The following is a 14,777-nucleotide window of genomic DNA, read 5'->3' as shown; positions in this document are numbered from 1 at the left end:
GCTGATCAGACAGCTGACAGGACGAGGTTCTCCAGCTCCGGCAGGAACCGCGCGATCTGGTCGGAGGTCAGGCAGCGCGTGTCCGCCGTCAGCTGGAGGACCAGCCCGGCGCCGGGGGCGTCCCCGACGAGGAGGCAGAACCGGCAGCGGATGCCGTCCGGGTCGGGCAGCCAGTCCAGCCGCGACGAGGCGTCCGGGGCCACCGCGGAGCCACCGCCGGGCTGCCGCACGTCGTTGAAGCAGCAGTACGGGTTCAGCTCAGCCCCGCGCCGCCGCCCCATCGCGGCCAGCGCCGCGTCCAGGGCGGGCTGGTCGTAGTAGGCGTGCCGGTAGGCGGCCAGCGCGGCCCGCCAGGCCCGCGGCACCAGCTCGTCGAGCCCGGCCCCGGGCGCCAGATCGAGCACGAACAGGCCGAGCTGGTCGAGGGTGGTGACCATGCCGCGCAGCCCGGCGGAGAACCGGTTGCCGACGATGGTGGACAGGGCCACCGAGGCGTGGCCGGTCCGCGCCCCGACCAGCGCGGCCGTGGCGGCCAGCAGGACGGTCGAGGAGCTGACCCGGTGCCGGTCGGCGACCTTCCCCGCGGCGGCGGCGAGCGGCTCGGAGGTGAGCCGGACCCGCCGGTGCCGGGGCCCCGAGCCGGTGTGCACGGGCGAGAACATGACGGGCGCGACCCGCTCGTACTGCCCGGTCCAGAAGTCGATGGCGGCACGGGTACGGCGCGCGCCGGCGTCGTGCTGCTCGCGGGCCAGGTCCAGCGGCTGGGCGGGCGGCGGCCCGCCGATGGCGTCCTGGCGCAGCAGCAGGCGCAGGTCGCGCAGGACGATCTCGGTGGCGTGCCCGTCCGCCGCCAGATGGGACAGGACCAGGGCCATCCAGCGCACCCGGCCGCCCGAGGAGACCACCCCCACCCGCAGCGGCCACTCCACTTCGTGGTCGAACGCCTCGGCCGTCCACCGCGTCAGGAACCCGCAGGCCGCCTCGGCGGCGTCGGCGGGGTCGGCCGCCACGACGGTCAGCGGGATGCGCCCGGACGCCCGCACCACCTGCCGGGGCTCGCCCTCGACGAGCGCCACCTGGGTGCGCAGCGCCTCGTGCCGCTTGGCCAGCAGCCCGACCGCGCGGGCCACCTCGGCGACCTCGGCCCCGCCGCGCCGGGGCACCATCAGCACCCGCCCGATGTTGAAATGGCCCGGCGGATTGCGCGCCATGGCGTCCCAGATCCCTCGCTGCCCCCAGGTCAGCGGTGCCTGCCCGGACCTGCCGCCACCGAAGTCGGCGTACACCCGTCGCCCCCTCCTGATCTCGGGACCGAAAAGTTTTCACTGTCGTGCGAAAATTTCGAGGGAGCGCATCCGGATGCTAACCAGGGGCCGCTGGACGGTCAACATGAGGGCTAGCCCGGTGGCGCGCCGCGCCGCCCCGGCGGATATTCGGGCCATCCGCGTGTCGTCGGCCGAGGGGTCGTGATGAGGTTCTCCGGTGCCTGGCTGGCGATCGCCGTCGCCCCGAGGTGGCGGGCGCACGCCGCCCTGGCCGTGCTCGTCGCGCTCACGCTGGCCACCGTCCTGGCCGCGGTCGCGGGCGCCCGGCGCGGCGCGTCCGCGCAGGAACGGCTGCGGGCCGGCGCCCTGCCCGCCGACGTGCTGGTGCAGAGCCAGATCCCGGACTTCGACTGGGACCGCGCCCGGGCCCTGCCGGGCGTCGCGGCGGTCGCGCCGCTGGCCGTGTCCGCCATCTCCGTGGAGGGCGTTCAGCTGGGCTGGGACTCCGCTCCCCCGGCCGACGCCGAGGTCTGGCGCTCCGTCGAGCGCCCGGTGGTGCTGGCCGGGCGGCTGCCCGACCCGTCCCGCCCCGACGAGGTGGTCGTGCTCCCCCGCTTCCTGGACGAGTACGGCAAGGGCGTCGGCGACACGGTGGTGATCCGGCTGAGCACGCCCGAGGAGGCCGACCTGGTCGGGGACTCGGACGGGGCCGGGCTCCGGCACGGGCCGAGGATCACGGCGCGCATCGTCGGAGTGATCCGGTCGCCGTACTTCGTGGACCCGAGCGGGGCCCTGGGAACGATCCTCCCGTCGCCCGGATTGTTCCTGAAATATCGCGAAAATTTCATCGGCACGGACCGGCGCGGCGGCTTCACGATCGGGCTCGTCCGGCTGACGGACGGCGAAGCGGGGTTACCGGCGTTCCGTGCCCGGCTCGCGGAGCTGACCGGCCTCCCGGCCGTCAAAATCGAGAATCTGGCGGGCGTGCGCCGGCAGGTGGACCGGCTGCTCGCGTACGAGGCCGCGGTGCTGCTGGCGCTCGGCCTGGCCGTGCTGTCGGCGGGCGCGCTGCTGGCCGGCCAGTCCGCGGCCCGCCTGGTCAGCGCGGCCGTCCCCGCGCTGCGCACGCTGCGCGCGCCCGGTCTCACCCCGCGGCAGGCGGCGACCGCCGCCGCCCTCGGCCCGGCGCTGGCCTCGCTGGCCGGGTCCGCGCTGGGGGTGCTGGGGGCCGCGGCGGTGTCGCCGTGGATGCCGATCGGCGCGGCGGCCGCGTACGAGCCGCGTCCCGGCTTCGACCTCGACTGGGCCGTGCTCCTGCCCGGCCTGCTGGGCGTGCCCGCCGTACTGGCGGCGAGCGCGGCCGGATACGCCTGGATCCTGCTCGCCGCCGCGCGGTCGCCGCGCCGCCGCACCCCGTCGCTGATCGCCGTCGCCGCCGGGCGGCGGGGCTGGCCGGTGCCCGTCCAGACCGGCCTGCGCTTCGCCCTGGAACGCGGCAGGGGCGTGGACACCCTCCCGGTCGGCTCGGCCCTCACCGGGACCGTGGCGGGCGTGCTGGGCGTGATGGCCGCCTTCACCTTCGCCGCCGGCGTCCACGACGCGGGCGTCAACCCGGCCCGGTACGGCCAGACCCACCAGCTCCTCGTCTTCATCGGCTTCAACGGCGTGGGCGCGCCCCCCGACCGGCTGATCCCCGCCCTGGCCGCCGACCCGGACGTGGCGGGCATCGAGGAACGCCCGGTCTCCACCGTCGTCTCCGGCGACGTCACCTTCGCCCTGTACGGCTACGCCCCCGGCCGCCACCCGATCCCCGCCGGCCGGCTCAGGGCGGGACGGCTGCCCGCCTCCGACGGGGAGGTCCTGCTGGCGGCGCGGACGGCGGACACGCTGGGCGTGGGCGTCGGCGACCGGATCGCGCTCACCGGCGAGCTGGGCACCCGCGACGTCACCGTCTCCGGCGTCGGCTTCGTCCCGGAGGGTCCGGCCAACAACTACGCGGAGGGCGCGCTGGCCCCCGATCGCGTCTACCACAGCCTGGCCCGCTCCTACGAGGTCGGCCTGGCCCTCGTGGCCCTGCGCCCGGGCGCGGACGTCGCCGCCGTGGCCGACCGGCTCGGCCGTGTCGCGAGCGCCGCCGTGGGAGGCGGCTCGGGGGACGGCGACCTCGGCTTCGTGCCGTTCTTCGAGCCCCGGCAGCTGGCCGAGATCAGGGGCATCTCCGCCCTCCCGTCCGCGCTCGGCGGGTTCCTGGCGCTGCTGGCGCTTGCCGCCACCGGCCACACCCTGGCGGCCGGGGTCCGGCGGCGGCGGCACGAGGTGGCGGTGCTGCGGGCGCTGGGCATGACGCCCGCGCAGTCCCGCTGGATCGTGCTGACCCAGGCGGCGGTGCTGGCCCTGGTCGGCCTGGCCGCCGGGGTGCCGCTGGGCCTGGCGCTGGGCCGCATCCTGTGGCGCGGCGTCGCCGAGAGCGCCCCGATGCTCTACGCGCCGCCGACGCCGGGAGGCACGCTGCTGCTGATCGCCCCGGCGGCGCTGCTGGCCGCGGCCTGCCTGTCGGCGTGGCCCGCCAGGACGGCCGCGCGCATCCGCGTCGCCGCCGTCCTGCGGGCGGAGTGAAACCCGGTCAGGCCGTCACGGAACCGCGCGCGGCTCTCGGCAGGAGCGCGAACGCGCCCAGGTAGAGCAGCCCGGCCACGATCAGCAGGGCGTTGTAGCCGACCACCAGCGCCAGGTACTCCAGGCAGCCGCCGACCATCGCGCCGAGCAGGTTGGCGCCGAAGGCAATCGTGCCGTTCTCGGTCTCGGCGAACCGCTTCGCGAAGACCACGTTCGCCGCGAAGATCGGCAGGAACGCGATCACCACTGCCGTGACCAGGCGCAGCGGCACCGGCAGCGAAAGCAGCCAGGCGTTGGGCACCAGCCAGCCGATGGCCAGTCCGGCCAGGACCACGCCGTACATGACGGGCAGGGACGGGGTGCGGAAGCGGCGGGTGACCTCCACGGCGGCGAGCACCGCGACCAGGACGCCGCCGAACACGATGGCGTTGACCAGCCAGGTGGTGCCGAACAGCAGCGCGAACCCGGTGACGTTCTTGGTCTCCAGGAGCAGGAAGCCGACCCCCAGCAGGAACAGGTCCGCGTACGGCCGCATGGTCCGGAACGGCCCCGCCACCGCCCGTACGGCGAGCAGGCTGACCAGCAGGATCAGGCCGAGCGCGACCAGGTAGAGCATCGGGATGGACGTGTCGTGCAGGTAGAGGAACGGCCGGTCGTCACTGGTCGGCGGCGGGGTGTCGGCGGACGCGCCGCCCCACTCGGACGCGCAGACCTGGTCGGCGGGGGTGAGCCCGGCGGTGATGACGGCCTGCTGACCCCAGCCGACCACGTCCACACACGGCTTGTGGCCGAAGGCGGCCTGCGCGGTGGCGGCCAGCCGGTCCATCAGCCAGATCTCGCGGTAGTAGTTGTACATCGCGAACGCGCCGCCGGGCTTGAGGTGCTCCTGGGCCGAGCGCATGGCCTGCTCGGTGAACAGGTAGCTCTCCAGCCGCAGCGAGCTGGCCCCCGACACCAGGGTGAGCGAGTCGGGCAGCGCGAAAAGGATCAGGTCGTACTTCTTGTCGGTGCGTTCGAGGAAGGCGCGGCCGTCGTTGATGTGGGTGGTGACGCGCGGGTCCTGGTAGGGCCGGTCGGGGTGGAAGGTGCCGCCGAGCTCGCGCAGCTTGGGGTCGATCTCGACGGCGTCCACGCGCTTGGCGCCCTTGGCCAGCGCGATGGCCACGTCGGTGCCGCTGCCCGCGCCGACGATCAGCACGTCGTCCAGGGTCTTGGTGGCGGCCCGGTCGTACGGCGTGCCGTACTGGGGTTCCCACTCCAGGCGGCGGGCGGCCGGGATGGCCTCCTGGTGCGGGATGCCGTTCACGTCGATCCGCATGATCGGCACGCCGTCCCGGTCGAACTTGGTCTCGGTCACCTTGTAGTACGGCGACCAGAGCGCCCCCGCCGTGAACGTTTCAAGCGCGAGCGCCGTCACCACGAGCACGGAGGGCGCGATCACGAGGCCGAAGTGGACCGCGATGGACTTGGGGCGGAGCAGCACGCCGTACGAGACGGCGGCGACGAGGCCCCAGACGAGCGGCGGCGCGCTGAGGAAGGACAGCAGCGTGAACAGGCCGATGCCGATCAGGCTGCCGATCAGGTCGAACCGGTACGCCTCCAGGCGCGGCAACTCGGGGAAGCAGCGGCCGACCAGCTCGGCCGGCCCCATCAGCACCAGCGCCGCCGTCACGAAGATGATCGGCAGGATCAGCCAGGCCGGCGGGCCGCTGGTGCTCAGGCTGGTGAAGTACAGCACGCCCTCGGTCTCCCGGTTGACCACGACCGGGAAGAAGCTGACGACGAGCACCAGCACGGCCAGCAGGACCGGCGAGTAGTACGGCTGCCGCTTGCTCCGCCCGACCCGCAGGAAGCCCAGGCCGATGCCGAGGAACGAGCCGAGCAGGACGAAGTTGGTGAAGTAACTCAGGTGGACGATGTTGGACCCGGTCCACCGGATCAGCGCGAGTTCCAGGAACAGCATGAACGCGCTCGCCACCACCAGCCTGGGCCGCACGGGCAGCCAGTGGTCGGGGGGTGCGCCGTCGTCCTCGTGCAGAGTCGCGTCTGCTTGCATCGTCACGGGTGGAGGCTAGCGAAGAACGCCAGTCCGAACCAGATGCCCGAATTCCCACTCCCCATCTTCCTGTATAGTTCCCTTCGATAGGGAATGATAGAGAAGGACAAGGCATGATGGAGCAAGCGCCGTACTCGGTGGAGCAGGTCGCGGACCTGCTCGGGCTGCACGTCAAGACCGTCCGGGGCTACGTCAGGGACGGGAAGCTCAAGGCGGTGCGGATCGGCAAGCAGTACCGGATCGCCCGCGAGGACCTGGAGGCGTTCACCGGCAGGCCGGTGGAGCCGCCCGCGCGGGAGACCGCCCGGCGGCACCGGCACGCCGAGGTGTCCACGGTGGTGCGGATCGACGCGATCGGCCGCGCCGCGGTGGACCGGCTGACCGTGACGCTGACCGCCCTGGGCGGGAGCGGGCCCAGGGACGGCGTGCCGCTGCGGATCGAGTCGATCTACGACGAGGAGCGGGCCGCCCTGCGGATCGTCATCCTGGGCGGCCTGGAGGACTCGGCCGAACTGCTGCGCATCATCGCCACCCTGGCGAAGGAGCTGACATGATCTACAAATCCGAGGCGGGCGCCCGGCAGATCGAGCGGCGGTACCGGGAGTACCTGGCGGACTGGCCGGTGCCGAGCGAGCAGATCACCGTGCCGACCGGCGCGGGCGACACGTTCGTGCTGGCCTGCGGGCCCGCGGACGCGCCGCCCGTGCTCCTGCTGCACGGCTCCGCGTCCAACGCCGCGATGTGGCGCTACGACGTGGAGACCTGGTCGCGCGACTTCCGGCTCTACGCGATCGACATGATCGGCGAGCCGGGCCTGAGCGCGCGGTCCCGTCCCGAACTGGGCTCCGAGGCGTACGCGCGCTGGCTGGACGAGGTGCTGGCCGGGCTCGGGGTCGCGAGCGCGTCCATCGTCGGCATGTCCCTCGGCGGCTGGCTCGCCCTCGACTACGCCGTCCGGCGGCCGGACCGGGTGGAGCGGCTGGCCCTGGTCTGCCCGGCGGGGGTCGGCCGCCAGAAGGTGCTCGTGCTGCTGGGCGCGCTGCTGCTCCAGCTGCTCGGCCGCGGGCGGGCCGCCATGCATCTGATCCTGGGGGTGACCGAGGACCCGGGGGACGCGGCGTTCGCCGACTACGTCCTGCTCATCCACCGGCACTTCCGTCCCCGCCGGGAGCGCATCCCGCTCTTCACCGACGAGGAGCTGGGCCGCCTGACCATGCCGGTGCTGGCCGTGGTCGGCGGCCGGGACGCGATGCTCGACTCCGCCGCCACCAAGGCCAGGCTGGAGACCGCGGCTCCGGACGCGACCGTGCGCCTGCTGCCCGAGGCCGGGCATCTGGTGCCCTCGCAGAACGGGCCGATCCTGGAGTTCCTGAGAACGGGGATGCGGTCAACCGCCCTGTAATGGCATGGTTGTCCGCTATGGATCTGATCACCGACCACACCGTGCTCTCGGTCGTGACCGGGTCCCGGGCGTACGGGCTGGAGACCTCCGGCTCCGACACCGACCGGCGGGGCGTCTACGCGGCGCCCACGCCGCTGTTCTGGCGGCTGGACAAGCCGCCGGCGCACCTGGAGGGGCCGCTGCCCGAGCAGTTCTCCTGGGAGCTGGAACGCTTCGTCACGCTCGCCCTGGCCGGCAACCCCACCGTGCTCGAATGCCTGTGGTCCCCGATCGTGGAGAAGATCACCCCGGTCGGGACCGAGCTGGTGGCGCTGCGGCGCGCGTTCCTCTCCCAGCGGGTCAGGCAGTCCTTCCTGGAGTACGCGGCCGCCCAGTTCAAACGGCTCAATCCGGAGTCGCCGAAGTGGAAGCAGGCCATGCACATGATCCGCCTGCTGCTCTCCGGCCGCCACCTGGTCCTGCACGGCGAGCCCCTGGTCCAGGTCGGCGCCCACCGCGACCGGCTGCTGGCCGTCCGGCGCGGGGAGCTCTCCTGGGCCGAGGTGGCCGCCTGGCGCGACGACCTGACCGCCGGCCTCGGCGCGTCCCCGTGCGCGCTGCCCGAGAATCCTGACCGCGCCGCCGTGGAGGATTTCCTGGTGGCCGTACGAAAGTCGATGTCGTGACCGCTACCCTGCCGGACTGGCTGGCCTCGATCCCGGCCGAGCAGCCGTACCCCCTCGTCTTCGCCACGGTGAGCGGCGCCCACCTGTACGGGTTCCCCTCCGTCGACTCCGACGTGGACCTGCGGGGGGTGCACCAGCTGCCGCTGACCGAGATCGCCGGGCTGCGGCAGGGCGAGGAGACCGTCACCAGGACGTGGCACCGGGGCGGCGTCGAGGTGGACCTGGTCACGCACGACCTGGCCAAGTTCTGCGGGCTGCTGCTGAACCGCAACGGCTACGTGCTGGAGCAGCTGCTCTCGCCGCTGGTGGTGGCCAGCTCGCCGCTGCACCGGGAGCTGGTGTCGCTCGTACCGGGCTGCCTGACGCGGTTCCACGCCTACCACTACCTGGGCTTCGCCCGTACGCAGTGGCGGCTGTTCGAGAAGGAGCGGCGGCTCAAGCCGCTGCTGTACACCTTCCGGGTGCTGCTGACGGGCATCCACCTGGTCAGGACCGGGGAGGTCGTCGCCGATCTGACCCGCCTGTACGGGGGCGGGCCGGCGTACCTGCGGGATCTGGTGGCGGCCAAGCGGACGGCCGAGCACGGCGGCCTGCCCGGCGGCGCGCCCGCCGCGGACGTGCTGGCCGCGGACGTCACCCGGCTGACCGCGGTGCTGGAGCAGGCCAGGGACGACTCGCCGCTGCCGCCCGCGGCCACGGCCGAGGACGCGCTGCACGACCTGGTGCTCCGGGCCCGCCTCGGCTAGTGCTGGAATACCCGTCATGACGGTCCTGCGCTCGCTGCTCCTGTTCGCCCTCGCCGCCCTCGCCGAGATCGGCGGCGCCTGGCTGGTCTGGCAGGGCTGGCGGGAGCAGCGCGGCCTGGCCTGGATCGTGGCCGGAGTCATGGCCCTGGCCGCCTACGGCTTCGTGGCGACCTTCCAGCCGGACGCCCACTTCGGCCGCGTCCTGGCCGCCTACGGCGGCGTGTTCGTGGCCGGCTCCCTCATCTGGGGCGTCGTCCTGGACGGCTTCCGCCCCGACCGCTGGGACCTCGTCGGCGCGGCCCTCTGCCTGGCGGGCGTGGCCGTCATCATGTACGCGCCACGCGGCTGACCCTCAGGAAAGGCGCCCCACGTACGCCAGCGCCTGCTTCAGGAGCACACCCTGGCCGCCCGTCATCTCCTGCTGCACGATCGGCGAGGCGGCCTCGCCGGGGGTGAACCACTCCAGGTCGAGGGCGTCCTGCCGGGGACGGCAGTCGCCCGCCACCGGCACGATGTAGGCCAGCGAGACCGCGTGCTGACGCGGGTCGTGGTACGGCGTGACGTCCTGGGTGGGGAAGTACTCCGCCACCGTGAACGGCTGCGGCGAGGCCGGGATCCTGGGCAGCGCCACCGGGCCGAGGTCCTTCTCCAGGTGGCGCAGGAGCGCGTCCCTGATCCGCTCGTGGTAGAGCACCCGGCCCGAGACCAGGGCGCGGCTGACCGTCCCGTCCGCGCCGATGCGGAGCAGCAGGCCCACGTGGGTGACCGCGCCGGACTCGTCGACCCGGACGGGCACGGCGTCGACGTACAGGATCGGCATGCGGCTCCGGATGGACTCCAGCTCCTCCGGAGCGAGCCAGCCATGTGCGGTTTCGGTCATTTCGGCCATTGACCGATCGTACTTCCCGGGCAGGCCGGTCTAGTGGCCGGAGCGCCGGTTCGCGCCCGGGAAGGACACCCGAGAAGAGGACACTCAGTTCTCTCTTCTAATTAACCGCGACCGCCAATGCAATTCGCGATGCTATTTCGGAATCATCCATATGGCGGGATTCAGGTTACGATTATTAACAGACGCAATCCCTCCACCACCGGGAGCGGAATGACGACAGCGGCATCCCCGGGCGACGTGCGGATCAGCCACGAGGAGCTGACCCGGCTGCGGATGGCGCTCGGACGCCTCGGCCGGGTGCTCAGGCAGCAGAACGACGACGGCCTCTCCTACGCGCTGATCTCCCTGCTCCTCAACGTGGCCAGGAACCAGCCGACCACGGCCGGCGACCTGGCCGCGAGCGAGGGCGTCAGCCCGCCGTCGGTGACCCGCTCGCTCAACCGCCTGTTCGAACTCGGCCTCATCTCCCGCGAGCAGGACTCCGCCGACCGCCGCGCCACCCGCATCCGGCTGACCAACGCCGGGATGCTGGAGCGCGCCCGGATCCTGCGCAGCCGCGAGGTCTGGCTCTCCGGCCACCTGGAGCGCCTCTCCGCCGAGGAGCTGCGCGCCCTGATGGACGCGGTGCCCGTGCTGGAGCGTCTCTGCGAGACACCCTAGCCTTCCCCGGGCGGGGATGAGAGCGCAACCGCAGGCACGACGGCCTGCCGATCCGACCAAAGGCCCAGGTCAACTCGGTGTTTCCCTACTGTTACCGGCATGTAATTGACATTGTCAATGTTAGCGATAACAGTCTTCCCCATGATGGACCCCTCCCCACTGACCAGAATCGCCGCGATCGCCGTACTGGCCTTCGGGCTCGTCGCCTGCGGCTCCAGCGAGAAGACCGTCGACCAGGAGGCCTCGGCCGCCGCGTCCGCCGGCAACGCGGGCGCGCTGGTGGGCGTGACCATGCCCACCAAGTCCTCCGAGCGCTGGATCAGCGACGGCGACAACGTCAAAGCCGGGCTCGAGAAGCTGGGCTACCAGGTAGACCTGCAGTACGCGGAGAACGACATTCCCACGCAGGTCAACCAGATCGAGAACCAGATCACCAAGGGCGCCAAGCTGCTCATCATCGCCTCGATCGACGGCACCGCCATCACCACCCAGCTGCAGCAGGCGGCGGACAAGAAGATCCCCGTCATCGCCTACGACCGGCTGATCCGCAACAGCCCGAACGTGGACTACTACGCCACCTTCGACAACTTCAAGGTGGGCGTGCAGCAGGCCACCTCGCTGCTGACCGGCCTGAAGGTGCTCAACGCCGACGGCTCGGAAGGCGACGCGAAGGGCCCGTTCAACGTCGAACTGTTCGCCGGTTCTCCCGACGACAACAACGCCACGTTCTTCTTCAACGGCGCGATGTCCATCCTCAAGCCGCACATCGACAGCGGCAAGCTGGTCGTGAAGAGCGGCCAGACCGACTTCAAGACCGTCGCCATCCTGCGCTGGGACCCGGCCACGGCGCAGAAGCGCATGGAGGACATCCTCACCAAGACCTACAGCGGCGGCGACCAGGTGGACGGCGTGCTCTCGCCGTACGACGGCCTGTCGATCGGCATCCTGTCGGCGCTGAAGAGCAACGGCTACGGGACCTCGGACCAGCCGTACCCGATCGTGACGGGGCAGGACGCCGAGCTGGCCTCGGTCAAGTCGATCATCGGGGACGAGCAGTACTCGACCATCTACAAGGACACCCGGCAGCTCGCCGACGTCACCGTGAAGATGACCGACGCCCTGCTCAAGGGCGGCAAGCCCGAGGTGAACAACACCACGGACTACGAGAACGGCAACAAGGTCGTGCCCTCGTTCCTGCTTGAGCCCATCATCGTGGACAAGAGCAACTACAAGCAGGCGCTGGTCGACACCGGCTACTACCAGGAGTCCCAGCTCGGATGAGCGATGACATCCTGCGCATGCGCGCCATCACGAAGACCTTCCCCGGCGTACGGGCGCTGCACGACGTAAACCTGTCGGTGCGCCGGGGTGAGATCCACGCCATCTGCGGGGAGAACGGCGCCGGTAAGTCGACGCTGATGAAGGTGCTGTCGGGGGTGTACCCGCACGGGTCGTACGAGGGCGAGATCACCTTCGACGGCGAGCCCGTGCGGTTCTCCGACATCCGCGACAGCGAGCGGCGCGGGATCGTCATCATCCACCAGGAGCTCGCGCTCTGCCCGCAGCTGTCGATCGCCGAGAACATCTTCCTCGGCAACGAGCGGGCCAGGCGCGGCCTGGTGGACTGGAACCGCACCAACCACGAGGCGGGCCGGCTGCTGGACCGGGTCGGCCTGCCGGAGAGCCCGGTCACCACGGTGGCCGACATCGGCGTCGGCAAGCAGCAGCTGGTCGAGATCGCCAAGGCCCTGGCCAAGGAGGTCCGGCTGCTCATCCTGGACGAGCCGACGGCCGCGCTCAACGACGAGGACTCGGCGCACCTGCTGGACCTGCTCCGCGGCCTGCGCGAGGACGGCGTCACCTGCGTGATCATCTCGCACAAGCTGAACGAGGTCGCCTCCATCGCCGACTCGATCACCATCATCCGGGACGGCGAGCTGATCGAGACCCTCGACCTGGCCGAGGACCAGGTCACCGAGGACCGCATCATCGCCGGCATGGTCGGCCGGGACCTGGAGCACCGGTTCCCGCCGCACGAGCCGGACATCGGCGCCGAGGCCCTGCGGATCGAGGACTGGACCGTGCACAGCCCGGTCCAGCGGGGGCGCGCCGTCGTCTCCGGAGCCAGCCTGTCGGTGCGCCGCGGCGAGATCGTGGGGCTGGCGGGGCTGATGGGCGCGGGCCGTACCGAGCTGGCCATGAGCGTCTTCGGGCGCTCGTACGGCACGGACATCTCCGGCCGGATCTACCGCGACGGCCGCCAGGTCGAGATCCGGACCGTCCGGGACGCCATCCGGCACGGCATCGCGTACGCCACCGAGGACCGCAAACGCTACGGTCTCAACCTGATCGAGGACATCAAGCGGAACATCTCGGCGGCCGACCTGGGCCGGCTGGCCCGGCGCGGCTGGGTCGACGACAACGAGGAGTACCGCGTCGCCGACCGGTTCCGCACCGAGCTCGGCATCAAGGCGCCCAGCGTGCTCAGCGTCACCGGTAAGCTCAGCGGCGGCAACCAGCAGAAGGTCGTGCTGTCCAAGTGGATCTTCACCGACGCCGACGTGCTGATCCTGGACGAGCCCACCCGCGGCATCGACGTCGGCGCCAAGTACGAGATCTACTCGATCATCAACCGGCTGGCCGACTCCGGGAAGGCCGTGCTGGTCATCTCCTCCGAGCTGCCCGAGCTGCTTGGCCTCTGTGACCGCATCTACACCCTGTCGGCCGGGCGCGTCACCGGCGAGCTCGCCCGCGCCGACGCCACCCAGGAACGCCTCATGGCCTTGATGACCAAGGAACAGCCCCGATGATCTCATCCCTGCTCGGCAGGTCGCTGAACATCCGCCAGAGCGGCATCTACATCGCGTTCGCGCTGATCGTCGTGCTCTTCTCGATCCTGACCGACGGCGCCCTGCTGCAGCCGCAGAACATCAGCAACATCATCGTCCAGAACAGCTACATCCTGATCCTGTCCATCGGCATGATCCTGATCATCATCGCCGGCCACATCGACCTGTCGGTCGGCTCGGTCGTGGCCGTCACCGGCGCCATCGCCGCCGTCCTGATGGTCGAGTACGGCCTGCCCTGGCCGCTGGCCCTGGTGATCACCCTGATCGCGGGCGGCCTCATCGGCGCCTGGCAGGGCTACTGGATCGCCTACTACGGCATCCCGGCCTTCATCGTCACCCTCGCGGGCATGCTCCTGTTCCGCGCCCTCACCCTGACCGTGCTGGGCAACCAGGGCATCGGCCCCTTCCCCGACCCCGTGCGCACACTCTCCAACGGCTTCACGGACGGCTATCTCGGCAACGTGGGCCTCGGCCCGCTCGGCGGCGCCGACGTCTTCAGCCTGATCGTCGGGGCGCTGGTCATCGCCGGCATGGCGACCACGCAGTGGCGCGCCCGCGCCGCCCGCCTCGGCTACCGCCAGAGCGTCGACCCGCTCCCCGTCTTCCTGCTCAAGCTGCTCACCGCCGCCGCCGTGATCATCGTCGTGGTGGTGCAGCTGGCCCGCTTCAAGAACCTTCCCTGGGTGCTGGTCCTGCTGGCCGCGCTGGTGCTGGCGTACTCGCTGCTCACCACCCGCGCGGTGTTCGGCCGCCAGATCTACGCCATCGGCGGCAACCTGCAGGCGGCGCAGCTGTCCGGCATCAACGTCAGGCAGGTCGTCTTCTGGATCTTCGTCAACATGGGCGTGCTGGCCGCGCTCGCCGGCGTGATCTTCGCGGGCCGCCTCAACCAGGCGGGCCCCACGGCGGGCAACGCCTTCGAACTCGACGCCATCGCGGCGGCCTTCATCGGCGGCGCGGCCGTCCAGGGCGGTGTGGGCAAGGTGGTCGGCGCCATCACCGGCGGCCTCATCATGGGCGTGATCAACAACGGCATGTCCCTGATCGGCTCCCCCAGCGAGCGCGTCATGCTCGTCAAGGGCGTCGTCCTCCTCGCCGCGGTCGCCTTCGACGTCTGGACCAAGCGCCGCGCGACCCGGTAATGAACCTTCAGAACGCCCGAAAGATCCGATGAATTGGCGAGGTGATCCTGGAGCGATCCAGTGTGCGCGAGTTCTTGCGTGCCTTGTGTAGAAGTTTCCTCCGTATTTTTTGAGTGTTGCGTTTGCATATCGGACCCTGTCAAGATGACGCCAGCGGTCCGATGTTACGCGGCGATAACAGGCTCCGCTTCGTGTCCCCTGGCGGCGTTCCCGTCGGCATGAAGCCTCGACGTCTTTCGCCGAACCAGACCCCGCCGGCGGGCGCGTGAACGATCCCTCAGACCTGAAGGAGTGGCACGTGACCGTCTCCCGCCGGGGGTTCCTGGCCTCCGCAGTGACCGGATCCGCTCTCGCCGCGGCGTCGTCCACGACGATGCTGTCGGCGCTGACCAGCGCGGCCAACGCCGCCAGCCCGCCCGGCGACGTGGTCGGGAAGATCACGGTGGGCTACCAGGGCTGGTTCGCCTGCAAGGGCGACGGCGCGCCC

14 protein-coding genes are annotated in these 14,777 nt (G+C 71.4%); 11 read left to right on the top strand and 3 right to left on the bottom strand.

What is annotated here, in order from left to right; genetic code table 11:
- Positions 1–5: 5 nt before the first annotated feature.
- The gene (locus Aph01nite_RS29710; protein ID WP_204044333.1) at positions 6–1,286 is read right to left on the bottom strand and encodes a condensation domain-containing protein; all 1,281 of its coding nucleotides are present in this window, start codon (positions 1,284–1,286) and stop codon (positions 6–8) included.
- 183 nt (positions 1,287–1,469) lie between these two features.
- Here Aph01nite_RS29710 and Aph01nite_RS29705 point away from each other — a divergent pair, with 183 nt between their 5' ends.
- Positions 1,470–3,881 carry an ABC transporter permease gene (locus tag Aph01nite_RS29705; RefSeq protein ID WP_204044332.1) on the top strand — a complete coding sequence of 804 codons (2,412 nt, stop codon included), beginning with the start codon at positions 1,470–1,472 and terminating at the stop codon, positions 3,879–3,881.
- Positions 3,882–3,888: 7 nt separating this feature from the next.
- Here Aph01nite_RS29705 and Aph01nite_RS29700 read toward each other — a convergent pair whose 3' ends face one another.
- A complete protein-coding gene (locus Aph01nite_RS29700; RefSeq protein WP_204044362.1) occupies positions 3,889–5,937 on the bottom strand; it encodes a spermine/spermidine synthase domain-containing protein in 2,049 nt (682 codons plus the stop codon).
- A 113-nt stretch (positions 5,938–6,050) separates the two neighbouring features.
- Here Aph01nite_RS29700 and Aph01nite_RS29695 point away from each other — a divergent pair, with 113 nt between their 5' ends.
- From Aph01nite_RS29695 to Aph01nite_RS29675, 5 genes are read left to right on the top strand one after another with little or no spacing between them, the layout of a single operon-like run.
- Positions 6,051–6,491, top strand: coding sequence for a helix-turn-helix domain-containing protein (locus Aph01nite_RS29695; protein WP_307836811.1), 441 nt, complete (start codon positions 6,051–6,053; stop codon positions 6,489–6,491).
- Complete coding sequence (locus Aph01nite_RS29690) at positions 6,488–7,339, top strand: alpha/beta fold hydrolase (protein ID WP_204044331.1); 852 nt, start codon at positions 6,488–6,490, stop codon at positions 7,337–7,339. The genes Aph01nite_RS29695 and Aph01nite_RS29690 overlap by 4 nt, the downstream gene beginning before the upstream one ends.
- Positions 7,340–7,356: 17 nt before the next feature.
- Positions 7,357–8,004 (top strand): nucleotidyltransferase domain-containing protein, encoded by a 648-nt coding sequence (locus tag Aph01nite_RS29685; RefSeq protein ID WP_204044330.1) that lies wholly within the window; start codon positions 7,357–7,359, stop codon positions 8,002–8,004.
- Entirely contained in the window at positions 8,001–8,750 is a 750-nt protein-coding gene (locus Aph01nite_RS29680; RefSeq protein ID WP_204044329.1) for a nucleotidyltransferase domain-containing protein, read from the top strand. Before Aph01nite_RS29685 ends, Aph01nite_RS29680 begins: the two co-directional genes overlap by 4 nt.
- Before the next feature lie 16 nt (positions 8,751–8,766).
- Positions 8,767–9,099, top strand: coding sequence for a YnfA family protein (locus Aph01nite_RS29675; RefSeq protein ID WP_204044328.1), 333 nt, complete (start codon positions 8,767–8,769; stop codon positions 9,097–9,099).
- 3 nt (positions 9,100–9,102) lie between these two features.
- Here Aph01nite_RS29675 and Aph01nite_RS29670 read toward each other — a convergent pair whose 3' ends face one another.
- Positions 9,103–9,639: an NUDIX hydrolase family protein gene (locus tag Aph01nite_RS29670; RefSeq protein WP_204044327.1), complete on the bottom strand. Its 537-nt coding sequence runs from the start codon at positions 9,637–9,639 to the stop codon at positions 9,103–9,105.
- 210 nt (positions 9,640–9,849) lie between these two features.
- Here Aph01nite_RS29670 and Aph01nite_RS29665 point away from each other — a divergent pair, with 210 nt between their 5' ends.
- The 5 genes from Aph01nite_RS29665 to Aph01nite_RS29645 all read left to right on the top strand — a co-directional run.
- Positions 9,850–10,299, top strand: a complete 450-nt coding sequence (locus tag Aph01nite_RS29665; RefSeq protein ID WP_204044326.1) for a MarR family winged helix-turn-helix transcriptional regulator — start codon at positions 9,850–9,852, stop codon at positions 10,297–10,299.
- A gap of 141 nt (positions 10,300–10,440) precedes the next feature.
- Positions 10,441–11,580 (top strand): multiple monosaccharide ABC transporter substrate-binding protein, encoded by a 1,140-nt coding sequence (gene chvE / locus Aph01nite_RS29660; RefSeq protein WP_204044325.1) that lies wholly within the window; start codon positions 10,441–10,443, stop codon positions 11,578–11,580.
- Positions 11,577–13,109, top strand: a complete 1,533-nt coding sequence (gene mmsA, locus Aph01nite_RS29655; protein WP_204044324.1) for a multiple monosaccharide ABC transporter ATP-binding protein — start codon at positions 11,577–11,579, stop codon at positions 13,107–13,109. Before chvE ends, mmsA begins: the two co-directional genes overlap by 4 nt.
- Positions 13,106–14,290, top strand: coding sequence for a multiple monosaccharide ABC transporter permease (gene mmsB / locus Aph01nite_RS29650; protein ID WP_204044323.1), 1,185 nt, complete (start codon positions 13,106–13,108; stop codon positions 14,288–14,290). The genes mmsA and mmsB overlap by 4 nt, the downstream gene beginning before the upstream one ends.
- A 298-nt stretch (positions 14,291–14,588) precedes the next feature.
- On the top strand, positions 14,589–14,777 hold a 189-nt coding region (locus Aph01nite_RS29645), incomplete at its 3' end, for a hypothetical protein (protein ID WP_204044322.1).

It is taken from the genome of Acrocarpospora phusangensis (genome assembly GCF_016862995.1).
Taxonomy (GTDB): domain Bacteria; phylum Actinomycetota; class Actinomycetes; order Streptosporangiales; family Streptosporangiaceae; genus Acrocarpospora; species Acrocarpospora phusangensis.
The sequence above is the reverse complement of the archived record's forward strand: the minus strand, read 5'-3'. Positions and strand labels throughout refer to the sequence as shown.

Coding starts and splice junctions, on each gene's coding strand:
- Aph01nite_RS29685 (WP_204044330.1), top strand. CDS start 7,357: ATGGATCTGATCACCGACCACACCGTGCTCTCGGTCGTGACCGGGTCC.
- chvE (WP_204044325.1), top strand. CDS start 10,441: ATGATGGACCCCTCCCCACTGACCAGAATCGCCGCGATCGCCGTACTG.
- Aph01nite_RS29695 (WP_307836811.1), top strand. CDS start 6,051: ATGATGGAGCAAGCGCCGTACTCGGTGGAGCAGGTCGCGGACCTGCTC.
- Aph01nite_RS29700 (WP_204044362.1), bottom strand. CDS start 5,937: ATGCAAGCAGACGCGACTCTGCACGAGGACGACGGCGCACCCCCCGAC.
- Aph01nite_RS29690 (WP_204044331.1), top strand. CDS start 6,488: ATGATCTACAAATCCGAGGCGGGCGCCCGGCAGATCGAGCGGCGGTAC.
- Aph01nite_RS29705 (WP_204044332.1), top strand. CDS start 1,470: ATGAGGTTCTCCGGTGCCTGGCTGGCGATCGCCGTCGCCCCGAGGTGG.
- mmsB (WP_204044323.1), top strand. CDS start 13,106: ATGATCTCATCCCTGCTCGGCAGGTCGCTGAACATCCGCCAGAGCGGC.
- mmsA (WP_204044324.1), top strand. CDS start 11,577: ATGAGCGATGACATCCTGCGCATGCGCGCCATCACGAAGACCTTCCCC.
- Aph01nite_RS29665 (WP_204044326.1), top strand. CDS start 9,850: ATGACGACAGCGGCATCCCCGGGCGACGTGCGGATCAGCCACGAGGAG.
- Aph01nite_RS29670 (WP_204044327.1), bottom strand. CDS start 9,639: ATGGCCGAAATGACCGAAACCGCACATGGCTGGCTCGCTCCGGAGGAG.
- Aph01nite_RS29675 (WP_204044328.1), top strand. CDS start 8,767: ATGACGGTCCTGCGCTCGCTGCTCCTGTTCGCCCTCGCCGCCCTCGCC.